The organism is Salicibibacter cibarius, assembly GCF_016495725.1.
GTDB classification, from domain to species: Bacteria; Bacillota; Bacilli; order Bacillales; family Marinococcaceae; genus Salicibibacter; species Salicibibacter cibarius.
In genome coordinates this window covers 2,122,221-2,136,929 of record NZ_CP054705.1, presented here as the reverse complement: position 1 = coordinate 2,136,929, position 14,709 = coordinate 2,122,221, and the positions used below count along the sequence as shown (strand labels likewise).

The 14,709-nt window shown below is 45.9% G+C and carries 18 protein-coding genes; 6 read left to right on the top strand and 12 right to left on the bottom strand.

The window, feature by feature from the left end; translation table 11 throughout:
* Window positions 1–3: 3 nt before the first annotated feature.
* The 4 genes from HUG15_RS11210 to ilvA form a co-directional block, all read right to left on the bottom strand.
* Entirely contained in the window at window positions 4–450 is a 447-nt protein-coding gene (locus HUG15_RS11210; protein WP_200128692.1) for a TlpA family protein disulfide reductase, read from the bottom strand.
* Window positions 451–464: 14 nt separating this feature from the next.
* Window positions 465–779, bottom strand: coding sequence for a thioredoxin family protein (locus HUG15_RS11205; RefSeq protein WP_200128691.1), 315 nt, complete (start codon window positions 777–779; stop codon window positions 465–467).
* A 242-nt stretch (window positions 780–1,021) separates the two neighbouring features.
* Complete coding sequence (locus HUG15_RS11200; protein ID WP_200128690.1) at window positions 1,022–1,774, bottom strand: DUF3891 family protein; 753 nt, start codon at window positions 1,772–1,774, stop codon at window positions 1,022–1,024.
* A 13-nt stretch (window positions 1,775–1,787) separates the two neighbouring features.
* Entirely contained in the window at window positions 1,788–3,059 is a 1,272-nt protein-coding gene (ilvA, locus tag HUG15_RS11195) for a threonine ammonia-lyase IlvA (RefSeq protein ID WP_425504053.1), read from the bottom strand.
* 261 nt (window positions 3,060–3,320) lie between these two features.
* Here ilvA and HUG15_RS11190 point away from each other — a divergent pair, with 261 nt between their 5' ends.
* The 4 genes from HUG15_RS11190 (at window position 3,321) to HUG15_RS11180 (ending at window position 5,633) form a co-directional block, all read left to right on the top strand.
* Complete coding sequence (locus HUG15_RS11190; RefSeq protein ID WP_200128689.1) at window positions 3,321–3,503, top strand: hypothetical protein; 183 nt, start codon at window positions 3,321–3,323, stop codon at window positions 3,501–3,503.
* A 76-nt stretch (window positions 3,504–3,579) separates the two neighbouring features.
* Complete coding sequence (locus tag HUG15_RS11185; RefSeq protein ID WP_200128688.1) at window positions 3,580–3,723, top strand: hypothetical protein; 144 nt, start codon at window positions 3,580–3,582, stop codon at window positions 3,721–3,723.
* A complete protein-coding gene (locus HUG15_RS23815) occupies window positions 3,723–3,899 on the top strand; it encodes a hypothetical protein (protein WP_246516642.1) in 177 nt (58 codons plus the stop codon). Before HUG15_RS11185 ends, HUG15_RS23815 begins: the two co-directional genes overlap by 1 nt.
* A gap of 63 nt (window positions 3,900–3,962) precedes the next feature.
* Window positions 3,963–5,633: an ABC1 kinase family protein gene (locus HUG15_RS11180; RefSeq protein ID WP_200128687.1), complete on the top strand. Its 1,671-nt coding sequence runs from the start codon at window positions 3,963–3,965 to the stop codon at window positions 5,631–5,633.
* Between the two features lie 47 nt (window positions 5,634–5,680).
* Here HUG15_RS11180 and HUG15_RS11175 read toward each other — a convergent pair whose 3' ends face one another.
* From HUG15_RS11175 to HUG15_RS11165, 3 genes are all read right to left on the bottom strand, one after another.
* On the bottom strand, window positions 5,681–6,040 hold the full coding sequence (locus HUG15_RS11175) for a DUF1798 family protein (RefSeq protein WP_200128686.1): 360 nt from the start codon (window positions 6,038–6,040) through the stop codon (window positions 5,681–5,683).
* Window positions 6,041–6,051: 11 nt separating this feature from the next.
* A complete protein-coding gene (locus tag HUG15_RS11170; protein ID WP_211202377.1) occupies window positions 6,052–6,534 on the bottom strand; it encodes a MerR family transcriptional regulator in 483 nt (160 codons plus the stop codon).
* Window positions 6,535–6,659: 125 nt separating this feature from the next.
* Window positions 6,660–6,899 (bottom strand): DUF370 domain-containing protein, encoded by a 240-nt coding sequence (locus HUG15_RS11165; protein ID WP_200128684.1) that lies wholly within the window; start codon window positions 6,897–6,899, stop codon window positions 6,660–6,662.
* Window positions 6,900–7,056: 157 nt separating this feature from the next.
* On the opposite strand from HUG15_RS11165, the gene recU reads away from it, so the two are divergent.
* Both recU and HUG15_RS11155 read left to right on the top strand, forming a co-directional pair.
* Entirely contained in the window at window positions 7,057–7,641 is a 585-nt protein-coding gene (recU, locus tag HUG15_RS11160; RefSeq protein WP_200128683.1) for a Holliday junction resolvase RecU, read from the top strand.
* Between the two features lie 170 nt (window positions 7,642–7,811).
* Window positions 7,812–10,445 (top strand): transglycosylase domain-containing protein, encoded by a 2,634-nt coding sequence (locus tag HUG15_RS11155; protein ID WP_200128682.1) that lies wholly within the window; start codon window positions 7,812–7,814, stop codon window positions 10,443–10,445.
* A 253-nt stretch (window positions 10,446–10,698) separates the two neighbouring features.
* Here the strand turns inward: HUG15_RS11155 and HUG15_RS11150 are convergent, their stop codons facing one another.
* The 5 genes from HUG15_RS11150 to HUG15_RS11125 all read right to left on the bottom strand — a co-directional run bounded on the left by HUG15_RS11150 (window position 10,699) and on the right by HUG15_RS11125 (window position 14,554).
* Window positions 10,699–11,508, bottom strand: a complete 810-nt coding sequence (locus HUG15_RS11150) for an ABC transporter permease (RefSeq protein ID WP_200128681.1) — start codon at window positions 11,506–11,508, stop codon at window positions 10,699–10,701.
* Window positions 11,505–12,491 carry an ATP-binding cassette domain-containing protein gene (locus HUG15_RS11145; RefSeq protein WP_200128680.1) on the bottom strand — a complete coding sequence of 329 codons (987 nt, stop codon included), beginning with the start codon at window positions 12,489–12,491 and terminating at the stop codon, window positions 11,505–11,507. The genes HUG15_RS11150 and HUG15_RS11145 overlap by 4 nt, the downstream gene beginning before the upstream one ends.
* Window positions 12,488–12,814, bottom strand: coding sequence for a hypothetical protein (locus HUG15_RS11140; RefSeq protein WP_211202376.1), 327 nt, complete (start codon window positions 12,812–12,814; stop codon window positions 12,488–12,490). The genes HUG15_RS11145 and HUG15_RS11140 overlap by 4 nt, the downstream gene beginning before the upstream one ends.
* 87 nt (window positions 12,815–12,901) lie before the next feature.
* A complete protein-coding gene (locus HUG15_RS11135) occupies window positions 12,902–13,243 on the bottom strand; it encodes a MerR family transcriptional regulator (protein ID WP_200128678.1) in 342 nt (113 codons plus the stop codon).
* Window positions 13,244–14,056: 813 nt separating this feature from the next.
* Window positions 14,057–14,554 (bottom strand): GNAT family N-acetyltransferase, encoded by a 498-nt coding sequence (locus HUG15_RS11125; RefSeq protein WP_246516596.1) that lies wholly within the window; start codon window positions 14,552–14,554, stop codon window positions 14,057–14,059.
* Between the last annotated feature and the right edge of the window lie 155 nt (window positions 14,555–14,709).

Sequence of the window (14,709 nt, the reverse complement as noted above, 5' to 3'; positions counted from 1 at the left end):
CTATTAGCCTCCTATTGTATTGGAAGTCTCGTTGAGAAAAGAAGCCAATTGTTTCATAATTTCTTCAAAAGGGGTTTGGTCGCCAAACTGTTCGGCAACCCTTCCGTCCGGTGTAATAAAGACAGTCGTAGGCACCCCTTGGCACTGATACCTTTCGTACGTATCCGTTCCTTCGTCTTCGGCCATCGGAATCTTCATCCCGTGCGCACGTGCATACGTCTGACCGGCTTGATTTGCGCGCTCCCGCCCTGTCACGTTGACGTTTAGCATGGCGAAAGTTTCTTCGCCGGTTTGTGCATATAAAACTTCTTTCTTTTGCAAATCACGGTGCGAATCCGGGCACCAAGATGTCCAAAAAGTTAATACAAGGGGTTTTCCTCTGTATGTTTCATTGGTGATTTCTTTTTCGTTAAATGGGTCGTATACGGAAAAAGCCGGTGCTTGTTTCATTCTTCTGTGCCCTCCTAATTGCTTCTATAGGTAGCAAGAAAATGTATGATATTCGCGGGATTTTTGATCGGCGATAAACGTCCGACAGGCTCTTTTCCATAAAAAAGCAACAGCATCGGTACGGATTGAATTTTATACTCGCGCGCAAAGTCCGGTGCGAGTTGCAAGTTTAATTTATATATGTCCGTTTGCCTTTCCAAGTTCAACGCCTCTTCAACCATTTTCTCCGCAAGCGTGCATGTTGCGCAAAAAGGCGAGGTTATTAACAATCCCGTATAATGAAGGGGTTCAATTTTTTTCCATTCGGACGCGCTTATTTCTTGTAACAAATGCCACACCTTTCCTCTCCGTGCATGCCACCTTCATTTTACATGATGACTGGCGGCCCAACAAATAAAACAAACACCCATACCGTTAAGTACGGATGTTGATGGCACCATGGTCACAATGATGACGTCCGAATTGATGGAAACTAGCATGATACAGTCGCGATGAAGCGTTCATGAATCCGTCATGGTGACCGAATCACGATTGACACCCTTGTTTAAGTCGCCGTGCCCCCATGTTGCCCTCATTTCACTAAGTACGTGACGACCTGCGTGGATACCGGCGTGCGGTCATACGCGCTTTTCCATCCATGCTCCCAAATACTTTCCTTGGCAACTCGCCGGAGTTTTAATGGGAATTGCACTTCAGCACGGAGGGGGGCAGGGGTTAGCTCAATTTCTTCGTCATTTTTCCAAGAGGGGATGACCGTTTGATGATTCAAGAAACCAAAGTGCATCGAGAACCCGTTTTGAAACCAGGTAACTTCATCTTCCTTCCGGGCTCCCGGTTGATTCATGCAGGCAAACAGCGAAAGTTCATCGCACATTTTCAAAATTGAAAGGGCTGTTTTTTCATCTTCGCTTTCCTCTGCCCTCCGCAAGCGTTCCCATCGGCCTTGTTCCTCCGCTTTAAACGCTTCTGCAGCATCTGTATTGATCCGGGCAAAAAAGGAATGCAAATGGCGGCTTACGAGCAGTCCCGCCCATTCGTCCATCATTTCCGTTTCATTGATTCCCGTTTGATAGGCGGCGATTTTTTCGCGCTCGGGATAATCGGTGAAATCATAAGGCCTTCCTTCGGCCTCGTTCCATATCGGATGCGTGTCCAGCGAGATCCATGCCCGGTCATGTTCGGCAATCGCTGTGTGCAAACTTTCCTTCCACCCTTTTTGCTCAAGCAATGGGTCTCCCCATTGTCGAAATAGAGCACCGCTTAAGCGCGCGTGTTCGTCTTGATGAATACACGCCAAATGCTTTCCTGCGTCTCTTACGATCATTTCTTCCCTCCTCCTACAAAACAAAATTGAACATGTTATCGTCCGCAGAGATTTTATCGACAATAAAACCTTCCGCCCGCATCCGTTCCATCAAAACCGGGTAATCATTCGCATCAGCCAATTCGATGCCGACGAGTGCAGGAGCAATTGATTTATTGTTCTTTTTCGTGTAATCAAAACGGGTAATATCATCATCGGGCCCTAATACATCATTCAAAAATTCCCGCAATGCGCCTGCCCGTTGTGGGAAATTAACAATGAAGTAATGTTGAAGGCCCTCGTATACCATGGAACGTTCCCGCATTTCCGCCATTCTGCCAATATCATTGTTCCCGCCACTGACAACGCAAACGACCGTTTTGCCTTTGATCTCGTCTTTGTAAAAATCCAACGCAGAGATTGGCATTGCTCCTGCCGGCTCGGCAACAATGGCGTGTTGATTGTACAATTCCAGGATCGTCGTGCAAATTTTCCCTTCCGGAGCGAGGACAATATCATCGACGAATCTGCGGCAAATCTCATACGTGATATTTCCAACTTGCTTTACGGCTGCGCCGTCCACAAATTTGTCCATTTCCTGTAAGGCGACGACTTCATTCTTCGCGAGGGAATTTTTCATGGAAGGCGCGCCTCCCGGCTCAACACCAATAATTTTCGTACCGGGGCTAATCGATTTAACATAGGTGCTTAGGCCTGAGATCAGCCCTCCTCCACCAATGGAAGAAAACAAATAATCGATGTTTTCATCGATGTCATTCATAATCTCCATCCCGACCGTTCCTTGTCCGGCGATCGTTTTCTCGTTGTCGAAGGGATGGATAAACGCCATATCATTTGCTTCTTGGTAGTGAATTGCTTCTGCGTAAGAATCATCAAACGTATCGCCGGTGATGACGACTTCAATATAGTCTTTGCCGAATTGTTTAACCTGATCTCTCTTTTGGCGCGGGGTCGTTGTCGGCATGAAAATTCTCCCCGGAACTTTCAGCGCCCGGCAAGCATAAGCGACTCCTTGCGCGTGATTGCCGGCGCTTGCGCACACGACGCCATTTTCCGTTTGTTCATCGGATAGAGTCTTCATTAGGTAATAAGCGCCCCGCAACTTAAATGAGCGAACAAGCTGCTGGTCCTCGCGCTTTAAATAGATATTCGCATCATACCGTTCGGATAAAACCTCGTCCTTTTGCAACGGGGTGTGTTTCACAATATCTTTTAACGTTTGGTAAGCAATGATTACATCTTCAATTTGTAACGGACTCGTGGTCATTTCCTTTCGTGTCATCATACGTAACCGCCTTTTGTCATCGAATTCTTTATCATCCATTAAATTTAACATATTTATCGCCTGTTTTGCCATGTATAGCAACAACTTTTTATCCGTTGCGCGTGAATGGTCGCGCTGTTTTTGTGACACATTAATCAAGGTTCCATCTGTTGCACCGAGCACCTGACGTTCGCGGAGATCTATTTTTCGTTAAGAATTGCTAAATTGCTTCTAAACTTCTATAATGAATGTGATTGAATAGTCATTAAAGGAGGATCTGCCATGAAAACGAAATTAATCACCGGGCTCATTGTGATGTTGTTCGCTATTGTTCCGGCAAATATTGTCCATGGTGCAGCGACAACCCCTCACGATGCCGAGCCTTTTCTTGTAAACAGCATCTATGTTCTATCCGCGGTTACGATTGTTTATTTCATCGTCTCTATGTTTAAAGATAATGATTAATGAATAGCTCACATACGCTGCCCAATCCTGCCGCCTATCGGGAAATGAAACATAATAAAGATAGGAGCGATTTTTTATGAACGAATGGCTCAGAAACGGTTTTTTTCTAGGTTTAGGCGCTGCTGTCGCCGGAAAAGAAAAAGTGCAAACATATCTGGATGATCTCGTCTCGAGAGGACGTATCACCCCCGCGAAGCGGAAGAATTTGCCGATGAATTAATTCGCAAAGGGGAAACGAAAGAGGAAGAATGGTCACAAGCGTCCAAAGACCGTGTCAAAGGGGTTTTTAGCGACATGGGCGTTGCTACCCGCGATGATGTCGAGCAATTGGAAGCGAAAATTGAGCGTTTGGAAAACATGCTGAAACAGTCTGGGACAAATGATGACCCAAAATGATGAACCTTGGCGATCACACATTGATCGTCATTCTTTCTTACACTTTAAAAAGGAAGATGTCCAGTGCTCTCTACAGGATTGAAACACGCCAATCGCTACCGAAAGATTGCCACCGTTCTGGCTAGACATGGCTTCGGTTATATTTTACAAGAGGTTGGTCTTTTTCACGTTTTATCGCTGCCGAAGCGTTTGGCCACGAATCCCAAAGACCCTAATTACCGTTTAATCGGGGAGCGCATTCGTAACGTCATGGAGGAGCTGGGCCCGACCTTTATAAAATTGGGCCAAATGATCAGCACGCGCCGCGATTTATTTCCCGACTATATCGTCGATGAAATGCAAAAGTTGCAGGATGATGTCCCTCCATTTGCTTATGCAGAAGTACAAAGAATCGTGGAACAAGAGTTGCAAACGCCGATTCATGAAGCATATGCCTCATTTTCCGAAGAACCGCTTGCGGCTGCTTCCATCGGCCAAGTACATAAAGCTCAGCTTCCCGACGGCACCGTCGTCGCTGTAAAGGTATCCCGCCCAAAAATTAAAGAAACCATCGAAAAAGATTTGGACATTTTACATGACCTTACCAGGCTCTTGTCCCAACGATTTCATTGGGCAGAGTATTACCGGCTGGAAGACGTCGCCGATGAATTCGCCGAAGCCATCCGCAATGAAGCGGACTACACACTGGAACTTCGCAACACGGAAAAAATGCACGTGAATATGCAAAAATTCAGTAGCATCAACACTCCGGAAGTTCACCCGGCCTATTCGACGGGGAAAATGATAACGATGGCTTTTATGGACGGCATAAAGTATAAACATTGGAAAGATGAGCAAGAAAGAGACCATCCCAAATTGGCTCGCGAACTCGCGGACGCCTTCCTGCACCAAGTGCTCATCGACGGTTTATTCCATAGCGATCCCCATCCCGGGAATATACTCCTCACTGCCGATGGCAAGTTATGCTTGCTTGATTTCGGACAAGTTGGCCGTTTAAACCGTTCGATGCGAAATGATTTCATTGATTATGTGATCGCCATGACGAAAGGAGACCCGGAGGAAGTTGCCCGCATGGTCTACAACATGGCTGATGTTCCCGAGGACGTGGACGCTGAGGAATTTGCGGACGAAGTTGAATACTTATTGGCAAAATATTACGAACGTCCATTCGAAGAAGTCCGTGTCGGCGAAGCGCTCAACGATATTTTTTCCGCTTCGCAACGCTTTAATATCCGTATTTACAAAGAATATACGCTGCTTGCTAAAGCCGTGATTACGATCGAAAGCATTATTTCCGAGCTAGACCCGGAACTTAGCATTGTGGAAATTGCGGAACCTTACGGGCGATTGCTTGCCCGCGAACGCATCAACCCGAAAACATGGTCAAAAAAATGGCTTAAAGAAGCGAAACGGCAACGGGACACCTTGCTCGTATTGCCCCATTCATTGAGAACGGCACTCGCTAAAATCAATGATGATGAGCTCACCATCGGAATACGGTTACCGAAACTCAACATCTTTTTAAATAAGCTTGACCGTATCAGCAACCGGATTTCATTTAGTTTAACGTTGCTCGCGTTTTCCATTATTATGGTCGGGTTGATTGTCGGATCGACGTTTGGCGATTCTTCATCCTTTCTTGTGCAACTTCCCGTCATTGAAATTAGTTTTATCATTTCGTTTTTTATGTTCTGTCTCATCATTTTCTCGATTTTTCGCTCCGGCCGTTTTTAAGAGAAACCGAGGTAACAAAAACGATAGCGGACCCCTACGGAATCCTGCTATCGTTCTTCTGTTTCTTCGAGCACGATATTCAAAATGTACGCAATCGCTTGTTGCCGCTCTTGATACCGTTGCTTTTGTATATGCGGTTGAAAAGATTCCGTTGCCAGCACGTACATGTTTTCATACGTATGCTCCACCTGGTCGGGATGCAACACCCCGATCGTTCGTTTTGAAAGGAGCGTTTGTACGCCAGCTCGCCACTCTTCGGCTCTTGTCTGTAAATCGTCCACGAAAGGAACGATTTCCTCTTGAAACGAAAACGACCGGCCTTCGTCGACCGCTTTTCGATAAAGATTTGCCTCTTCCATGTCTTTCGATAAACGCCGGCTTACGGCGATGATTTCTTTTTCTTCCATGACCCAACCTTCTAACTTGAAAATAAAAACATATTTGCTAATTTTCCCCGTTCTTTCTTCGGACATTCAAACTTTCGTTCGGGGTCTATCTTTTCGACTTGTAAATCTTTCAGGTTTTTTTCCATCGCGGCGAGGGAACACTGAACGTCGTCCAATTCTTGCCGATGCTTAAGGAGTTGGAAACTGACGACTTCATCGGCTTTTTGCTCGATCATGTTTTCGAGGTGATCGAGTCTGCGCAAGATGTCATCCATGCGCTTCTCCGCTTCTTCGTATGTTGGTTTCGCCTCCCGTTCATTGACCGGACCATTTTCCTCCGGCATCTGCGTGGACTTTACGGTTTGCAAACGATCAATGGCATTATGGTCATATAAATAATGGCCCCGGTCATTCGTTTTCACCGGAATTTGGTATTTCCTCACCCACGTTTGCACCGTCTTTGGGGCAACCTGCAATACTTCAGCGACGTTTTTCGTCTTCACCAATGTGCTCAACCTAAACACCTTCCTTTTCACGCTTGTAATTATTAAGTTTCTCTTTTCCTTAAAAGAAACCTGCAAGCATGACAAAAGAGGTGCTTATTCGCCAAAGATTCCGGGATTTCGCTCTATGTTCTCCCTTAAGTATCCAATCGTTGCGCTACGGTTTCCGGATGGATCGCCGACAAGATTAAGTGCTCACTGTCAACCAATATAATGCTTCTCGTTTTGCGGCCATTTGTCGCGTCGACGAGCATCTGGCGTTCCCGCGCCTCCTGGATCATCCGTTTGGTCGGCGCGGAATCTGCTTGGACAATCGAAACGATCCGACCCGAAGGCACAATGTTGCCAAACCCGATATTTAAAGGCTTCTGCGTCATAATTTGCCTCATTTCCGTAAAATTGTTACCAATAAAAGTTTAACATTTCAATGGACAAGGCGAAAGGTGGTTCTATAATTCTTATATTTATGGTACTATTTAACGTTGATTAGGAACCATGTATCAACGACGAACGACGAAAGGACGGGGAACTCGGTTGCGCTTTCGATACCCCAACGGAAAATTATACACGTCCAAAAAAAAGGCTTCCTCCCTCCCTTCCACACACAACGGGAACCGGGGGATGCGACTTGAAGATGATATTAACGAATCGATCGCTTACTATCGACGGGAAAAATTGGCCGTCATTCACAAAAAACCAACACCCGTGCAAATTGTTAACGTCGACTATCCGGCAAGAAGCCGGGCGAAAATTACGGAAGCCTACTTTCGGCAAGCTTCTACTACCGACTACAACGGAGTTTACCGTGGATGCTATCTCGATTTTGAAGCGAAGGAAACGAGGCAGAAACAATCGTTTCCCTTTAAAAATTTTCATGAGCACCAACTGCAACATTTAGCGGATGTGGACGAGCAACAAGGGTGCGCCTTTCTCATCCTCCGCTTCGCAGAAAGCGACGAAATTTTTGTAATGAAGGCTTCTGTTTTTGTACAATTAAAAGAGAGAAGCGAACGCAAATCATTACAAAAGCAAGTAATTGCCGAAAATAGCATCGCTGTGCCGAGTGGTTTCATTCCGCCGATTGATTTTTTGCCTGCCGTGGACCGATTATTTTATTAGCACTATCAGAAAGTATAAAATGCTTGGGTGATAGTATAAGAAAGACTTTGACTTTCGCCATCCTTGGCGATAAGTCAAGTTTTTCTAAGGAGCGACGTAACAAATAAGGACAAACATCGACAAATGCATGAGGTGAATGGCTTCATTCAGAAATGAGGGAACCGTATTCTATGTCCGAATATAGATCGAGAACCGAAAAACGGCGTGCCCAGGAGACGGCGCGCAAAGGAAATAAAAACGGGAAAAAACGGGGGGAGAAAAAAAGAGGCGCTTTTAAGAAAGTTGTGGTAAGCGCGCTCATTGTCATGCTTGTTGGCATTATCGGCGGAACAGCGACGGCGGTAGCGATGATTTCAAACGCCCCTCCCATCGATGCCGATGAACTTGTATTCGCAGAGGGCTCAACGATTTATGACCAGAACGACAATGAAGTTCTACGCTTACAAGGAACGGAAAACCGCACGTATCGTGATATTTCGGAAATGCCCGAGCAATTGAAAGATGCCTTCATTGCTGTTGAAGACTATCGCTTTTACGACCATATGGGTATTGACGTCCGTAGGATTGGCGGAGCCATCGCCGCGAATATTACGGAAGGTTTCGGCGCGGAAGGCGCGAGCACCATCACGCAACAGCTTGTTAAACAAGCTTTTTTGTCTACGGATCAAACGATCGAAAGAAAAGTGCAAGAACAATGGCTTTCTGTGCGCATGGAACAACAATATTCCAAAGACGAGATCTTGGAAATGTATTTAAACATTAATTATTTTGATGAGAGCGCTTGGGGGGTTGGCGAGGCTGCCATCCGTTATTTCAACAAAGAAGATTTAAGTGAACTTACAATTGCCGATTCGGCTGTATTGGCGGCCATTCCGCGACGCCCTTCTTTTTATAACCCGGAAAGCAATCCAGAAAACGCCGAAGAACGACGGAACTTGGTCATTTCCCTGATGGAGGAACAGGAGTTAATTACAGGGGATGAAGCCGCCGAGGCAAGAGATGTGGATATTGAAGATCAACTGGATTACACCCCTGCCGAAGACGAGGGAATGTATGAATCGTTTGTCGATCAAGTCATGGATGAAGTGGAAAATATCGAGGGAATTGAAAGCGCGGACTTGTATGCCGCCGGGTTTGATATTTACACTACTTTGGATCCGGATGCCCAAGCATACGCTGAAGACGTGATTCAAACAGATGATTACATTGCCCACTACCCGGATAATGAAGACTTTCAGATTGGGTTTACCTTGCTGGACACCGAGACCGGAGCCTTGCGCGCCATGGTCGGAAACCGTCAGGAAACCGATGAGCAAAGAGGTTGGAACCACGCGGCCAGAGGGGGTGGCCAACCAGGGTCAACGATCAAACCCCTCCTTGATTACGGTCCAGCCATAGATTATCAGCAATGGTCAACGGGCGAACCTCTCGTCGATGAGCCCCATTCTTATAACGATGCTAATGAAACCGAGGTTACGAATTACGGCGGGGGCTACAGCGGAGAAGTAACGATGCGGGAAGCTCTCGTGCGTTCTTTAAATGTTCCGGCTGTCAAGGCGATTCAGGAGGTTGGCACGGATAATGCACAAGCATTCGCGGAAGGCATTGGACTCGAATTCGAAGAAGTTCACGAAGCCTATGCTCTCGGAGGTACCGAAGAAGAAGTCAATAGTTTGGACATGGCCGGCGCGTACGCGGCTTTTGGCAATGACGGCGTCTACAATGAACCGCACGCTGTCCGCAAGATTGAATTCCGGGACGGCCGGGAGATCGAATTCTCCCCTGAATCCGAGCGCGCGATGAACGACTACACGGCCTATATGATTTCGGATGTACTTAAAGGAGTGGTGAGCGATTCATCGGGCACCGGGCAGCGAGCCAACGTCGAAGGGTTGCCGTTGGCAGGTAAAACCGGCACATCGAACTTTGACCAGGAAGAACGGCAAAGCGTTCCCGACGGAGCGGTTCCCGACGTTTGGTTCAACGGTTATACGACCAATTATACGGCAGCTGTATGGGCCGGGCACACAAACCGTGGAGACGGTTATTTGGCTGCCGGTGAGGAACAACAAATCGCCCGGGATATTTTTAGGATCATCATGTCGAATGTCCATGAAGGAGAAGAAACCGCGGATTTCTCGCAACCTGATTCCGTTTGTGAAAGTGAGATGGAAGAAGGCAGCGGGCAACTGCCGAGTGAATTTACACCGAGCAATGAAATCTCAACAGAGTTATTCGTCTGCGGAAACGAACCACAGGAAACCTCTGACACCTATGAAGTGGACGCTTCAATTTCGGGACTAGATGCCACCTATGATGAAGAGGACGAGGAAATCGTCGTTAGCTGGGACTTCCCTGAAGAAGAAGCGGACGATGCTACGTTCTCGGTCAGCCATGATCCCGGGGATGGCATGAGTGAAGTTGCCGATAGCGATGAACAAGAATACGTTCTTTCCGACCCCGAAACTGGTGATCACAACTTTGAAGTGGTGGCCATGCAAGATGGAAACACCATCGACACTGCAGAAACGAGCGTTGAAGTCCCGGAAGGCGTCGAGGAAGACGAAGACGATTCGGATGAGGATGACGACGAAGAAGGACGTTCCGAAGATGATGACGAGGATGAAGACGAGGACGATGAGGGAGATGAGGATGAGGACGCTGAAGATGAAGATGCCGAAGAAGACGAGGATAGCGAAGAAGATGAGGAGAACGACGAGGACGGAGATGAAGACGGCGAAGATGACGATGACGAAAGCGACGAATCTTCGGGGGATGACGACGAGGACGATCAGGAAGAATAAGCAATAATAACGGCGGCGCATCACTAAAGAATGTGATGCGCCGCTTTTTTCTGTTCTTTGGCTTTGATCTAATCATCGCAACAAACCATTTGTAAAAAAGATTGATCAAAATAGTATTTTCCAATAGGCTTTTGTGTGTTTAAGTTTAATCACTGCCCTAATTTATTCAACAATCCGCCCCGATTCTGGAATAAAATCGCAGACAGCGCATGATACAATTTTTCGTATTTCATACTACATCACAATTCGCTCTTTATTCTTTGTTGCGATACAAATACATCGTCACCGGCGTAAATATCACCAATATAATAATGCAAGCCAAGATTACCCAGCCAATATCTTCAAATGTTGCTGTTCCATGCATCAGCCCACGCACTGCTGTGACCAACAGGGAGATCGGATTAACGTCAACAAAGCTTTGCAACCAACCTGGCAACGTATCGGGATCAACAAACACATTGCTAACGAACGTCAAGGGCATGATCACCATCATCGAGACGCCTGCAAGTGTCTGTTCCGTTCGTATGACCATTGCAAGAGCAATCCATATCCATGATAAGCTAAAAGCGAACAGCAACAGTAAACCGATGGCTGCCAAAACACCCCATACACCTGCATCAGGTTGGAAACCGAGGATCATTCCCAGCACGATCAAGATTACGGAAGCCATCGCGAAACGCACAACGTCTATCAATAGTCCCCCAACGAGAACCGAAGGCCCCCAAATCGGCAAGGTCCGAAATCGATCGTATACCCCTTTGGTGATGTCACTGTTCAAGGCCATCCCAGTGTACATCGTTATCATAGTTACTGTCATGACGAGAATACCCGGCAAGATGAATTGTAGGTAATCCCCGGTAGATCCTGCGATGGAACCGCCAAAAAGATACGTGAACATAAGCAAAAAAATAATCGGCATCGCCGTCACATCAAACATTTGTTCCGGCATATGCTTGATTTTCAAAAGTGCCCGCCATCCAAATGTGAGAGATGCTGATAATGCACTGGGTTTCTTCGGACGCTCTCCGGTTGCCAGTACTTCACGCAATGTTTTATTATTCATTGACTCACCTCTTCAGCTGAATTAGGGCGGCCCGTCACAGAAAGGAACACTTCATCAAGACTTGGTTGACCAAGGGAAAAATCCTTAACAGCAATATTGGCACGCCCCAATTCTCCGAGCGCATGTGTAGCAAGCATGTTATCTGATATTCGAGCTGAAAGGACGGCTGGATCGGATGAAAGCTGAATAACTGTGTCAAGTTTATCAGCCAGTAATTGTTCCGCTTCCGGTCGGGTTTCCGGATCAAGCAATCGTACTTGTAATGTTCCTGAACCGACGGAGGCTTTCAGTTCGCTGCTAGTCCCTTCAGCAATGATTTTACCTTCATCGATAACGGCAATCCGATCGGCCAATTGATCCGCTTCATCAAGATACTGTGTTGTGAGCAAAACCGTTGTACCTGTATTCACCAACACGCGGATAATGTCCCACACTTGATGACGACTGCGCGGATCCAATCCGGTGGTCGGTTCATCCAAAAATAACAATTCCGGTGAGACGACAATGCTCGCAGCAATATCAATACGCCGCCGCATTCCCCCTGAATATTTTTTGACCAGGCGTTTGGCTGCTTCTTGTAAACCGAAAGCGTTGAGCAGTTCATCTGCCCTTTTCTTGGCACATTTCCATGAATATCCCGTAAGACGGGCGATCATGATCAGATTCTCCCGACCGGTCAGATCTTCATCCAGTGAAGCGAACTGTCCGGTCAAACCGATACGGTTACGCACTTCGTCCGTCTCTTGCACGAGATCATAGCCAAGTATTCGGATATGGCCGGCATCCGGTTTCAACAACGTTGCGAGCATACGGGTAATCGTCGTTTTTCCGGCACCATTTGGACCTAAGAAGCTGTATACAGCTCCCTTTTCCACCGTTAGGTCAACCTCATCGACGGCGCGGTTTTTACCAAACGTTTTGACGACCCCCTTGGCTTCAATAGCTAGCTCAGTGTGATCTTGATCATTGCTTAACATATTCATCGCCCCTCGCGAACCTTACTTAAAATATCCGTCAAATATGCTTCTACTTCGTTCGTCAGAACTTTTGTACGGAGCAGTGTTTCATCCCCAAATCCTTCTGAGATTTCCTCAAGTTCATCAAAATATTCCAATTCAAATACTTCGGTCAGTAAATTCATTAGTTCCAGCCCTTTTTCCTGTACTGCCAAATCATCCACGGGTCTTCTCTCATGATAGAATCGACCAATATCTGAAAATATAGCTGTTATTCTCCTCTCCAATTCAAGTTTTTCTTCTTCTGTCTTCCCTTCCATGAATATGCGATCCAGCAACTCTTTCGACATATAATTAGCCATCCATTGCTTTTAATCTTCCTCACGTTGAAGCGCATGAATGAGTCCTAACAATAAATCGCTATCCATCTGATTTTCCTACTCTTGAATGATCGCTTGTACGCGTTCGATGGTCCCGATCACCTGATCAAGATGTTCTCGCTTTTGTTCCAAAAGGTTTGCTTGCACTGCCAAAGAATCCTTTAAGTCCTTTCCGGATTTTTCAAGATATTTAGTAATGTCTCCCAGAGAAAAATCTAAATATTTGAGTGTCAAGATTCTTTGTAAATGAAATAAATCATTTTCGGTGTAAAGGCGATGTCCTTGTTTGTTAAATTCCGATGGCGCTAGCAATCCTTTCCGATCATAGTAGCGAAGTGTACGTTCAGTGACACCTGTCAACTTGGCAAACTTTCCTACGGTAAACGTTTTATTCTCCATGAATACTCCTCCCCCCTCACTTTCTTCTATACATAGCATAGCCCCTGACGTTGGGTCAGGGGCAAGGGGTTTTTTGCGTTTATTAAAGTTGTTGCATCCCATTTTATGTTTTCATACATTCATGTACTTAATAACCGACTAGGTGAACCTCTCCATCCATGTAGCACCCTCTTCCCAATTTAATCTGTATATCTCCAATTTTTTCCGAACCGACCGTTTTTAACGGGTCAAAACTAGTGCAAGATAGATTAATTACCCAATCATAGAGACAGTTGGAAGAAGTTTGGTCGGCAACGCTTCTGTCTCCCTAACGGACAATTTACCGCTTCATAGCGACCGAAAAAGCGGTCGGTTCTCGTGTTCGGTCGTCATAACCGTTTTATGACGACCGTAGTGGCCTGAATCGAAAGCGTTCGGGCGTCATAGCCGCTTCATGGTGACCGAAAAAGGCTTGTATCAAAGATATTCGGTCGGCATGGCTGCCTCATGGCGACCGAATGAGCGATTGGCTTTCGTGTTCGGTCGCCATGAACTGTTTCATGGCGACCGGGGAGCCTGCTTCGCAAGAAACCATTCGATCATTGACGATAGCCTTTGATACCTTAACTCGGGCTGTGGCGGTTTAATCCAATCGATCACTGACCCCAGTTTGAAGCCCTAATCCTGTCTTCCGATCGCCGGTGTGACCGCTTATTTTCGACAGGTTGCACTAGCATCTATGGTTGACAAAGGGGGCATAAGTTTGAAAGCGTCAAATTCACCATTGTAAAAAATTAGTATTAAGTAATCGCGCCTGCTTGTATTATATAACCACTAAACTGAGGTACTAAAAACTAATTGCTCACCTTTTCTCCCCATTTTTCTTCTGCCAGTATCACTGAATCCAACCTTTTCATACAGCCTTTGTGCCGGAACATTTTTGTGGTTGACTGCTAATACGATCTCGTCGTATTCGGAGAATTCTCGATTAACAAAGTCTTTTAGCAAACTCATCCCCTGTTTTGCAAATCCCTTTCCCTGTTGGAAATTGTCTATCGATAACGCAGTTAGTAACAATGCATTCACATTATTTGTATATTCCTTTACCCTGTCGGTTGAGTGTAATAAGAAAAAACCAACTGGTTCATCATTATTTAATATTACAATTGGAAACTGCCCGTCTGTTAATTTTTCTAATACATCGCTTGGGAAGGCTGTATATTGTGCCTTTTCTTCAGGTAAATCAAATCCCTTTAATATTTGTAGAAACTCAGGTTGATACCGTTGTAATTTTACTTTCTGATTTAATGTACTCATAAAAATAAATCCCATCTTGTGCCCCCTGTCGGCGCAACATTTCCTACCCGATAAGGGGGGTTCTTTTGATAAACTGAGAGTATCGTTTTTCCACAATCACGCTTTTTCGAACTTAAATGCTTTTACTTCCGCAACTCTTCATCCGGCAATATGCCCGTACCTTCACAAAC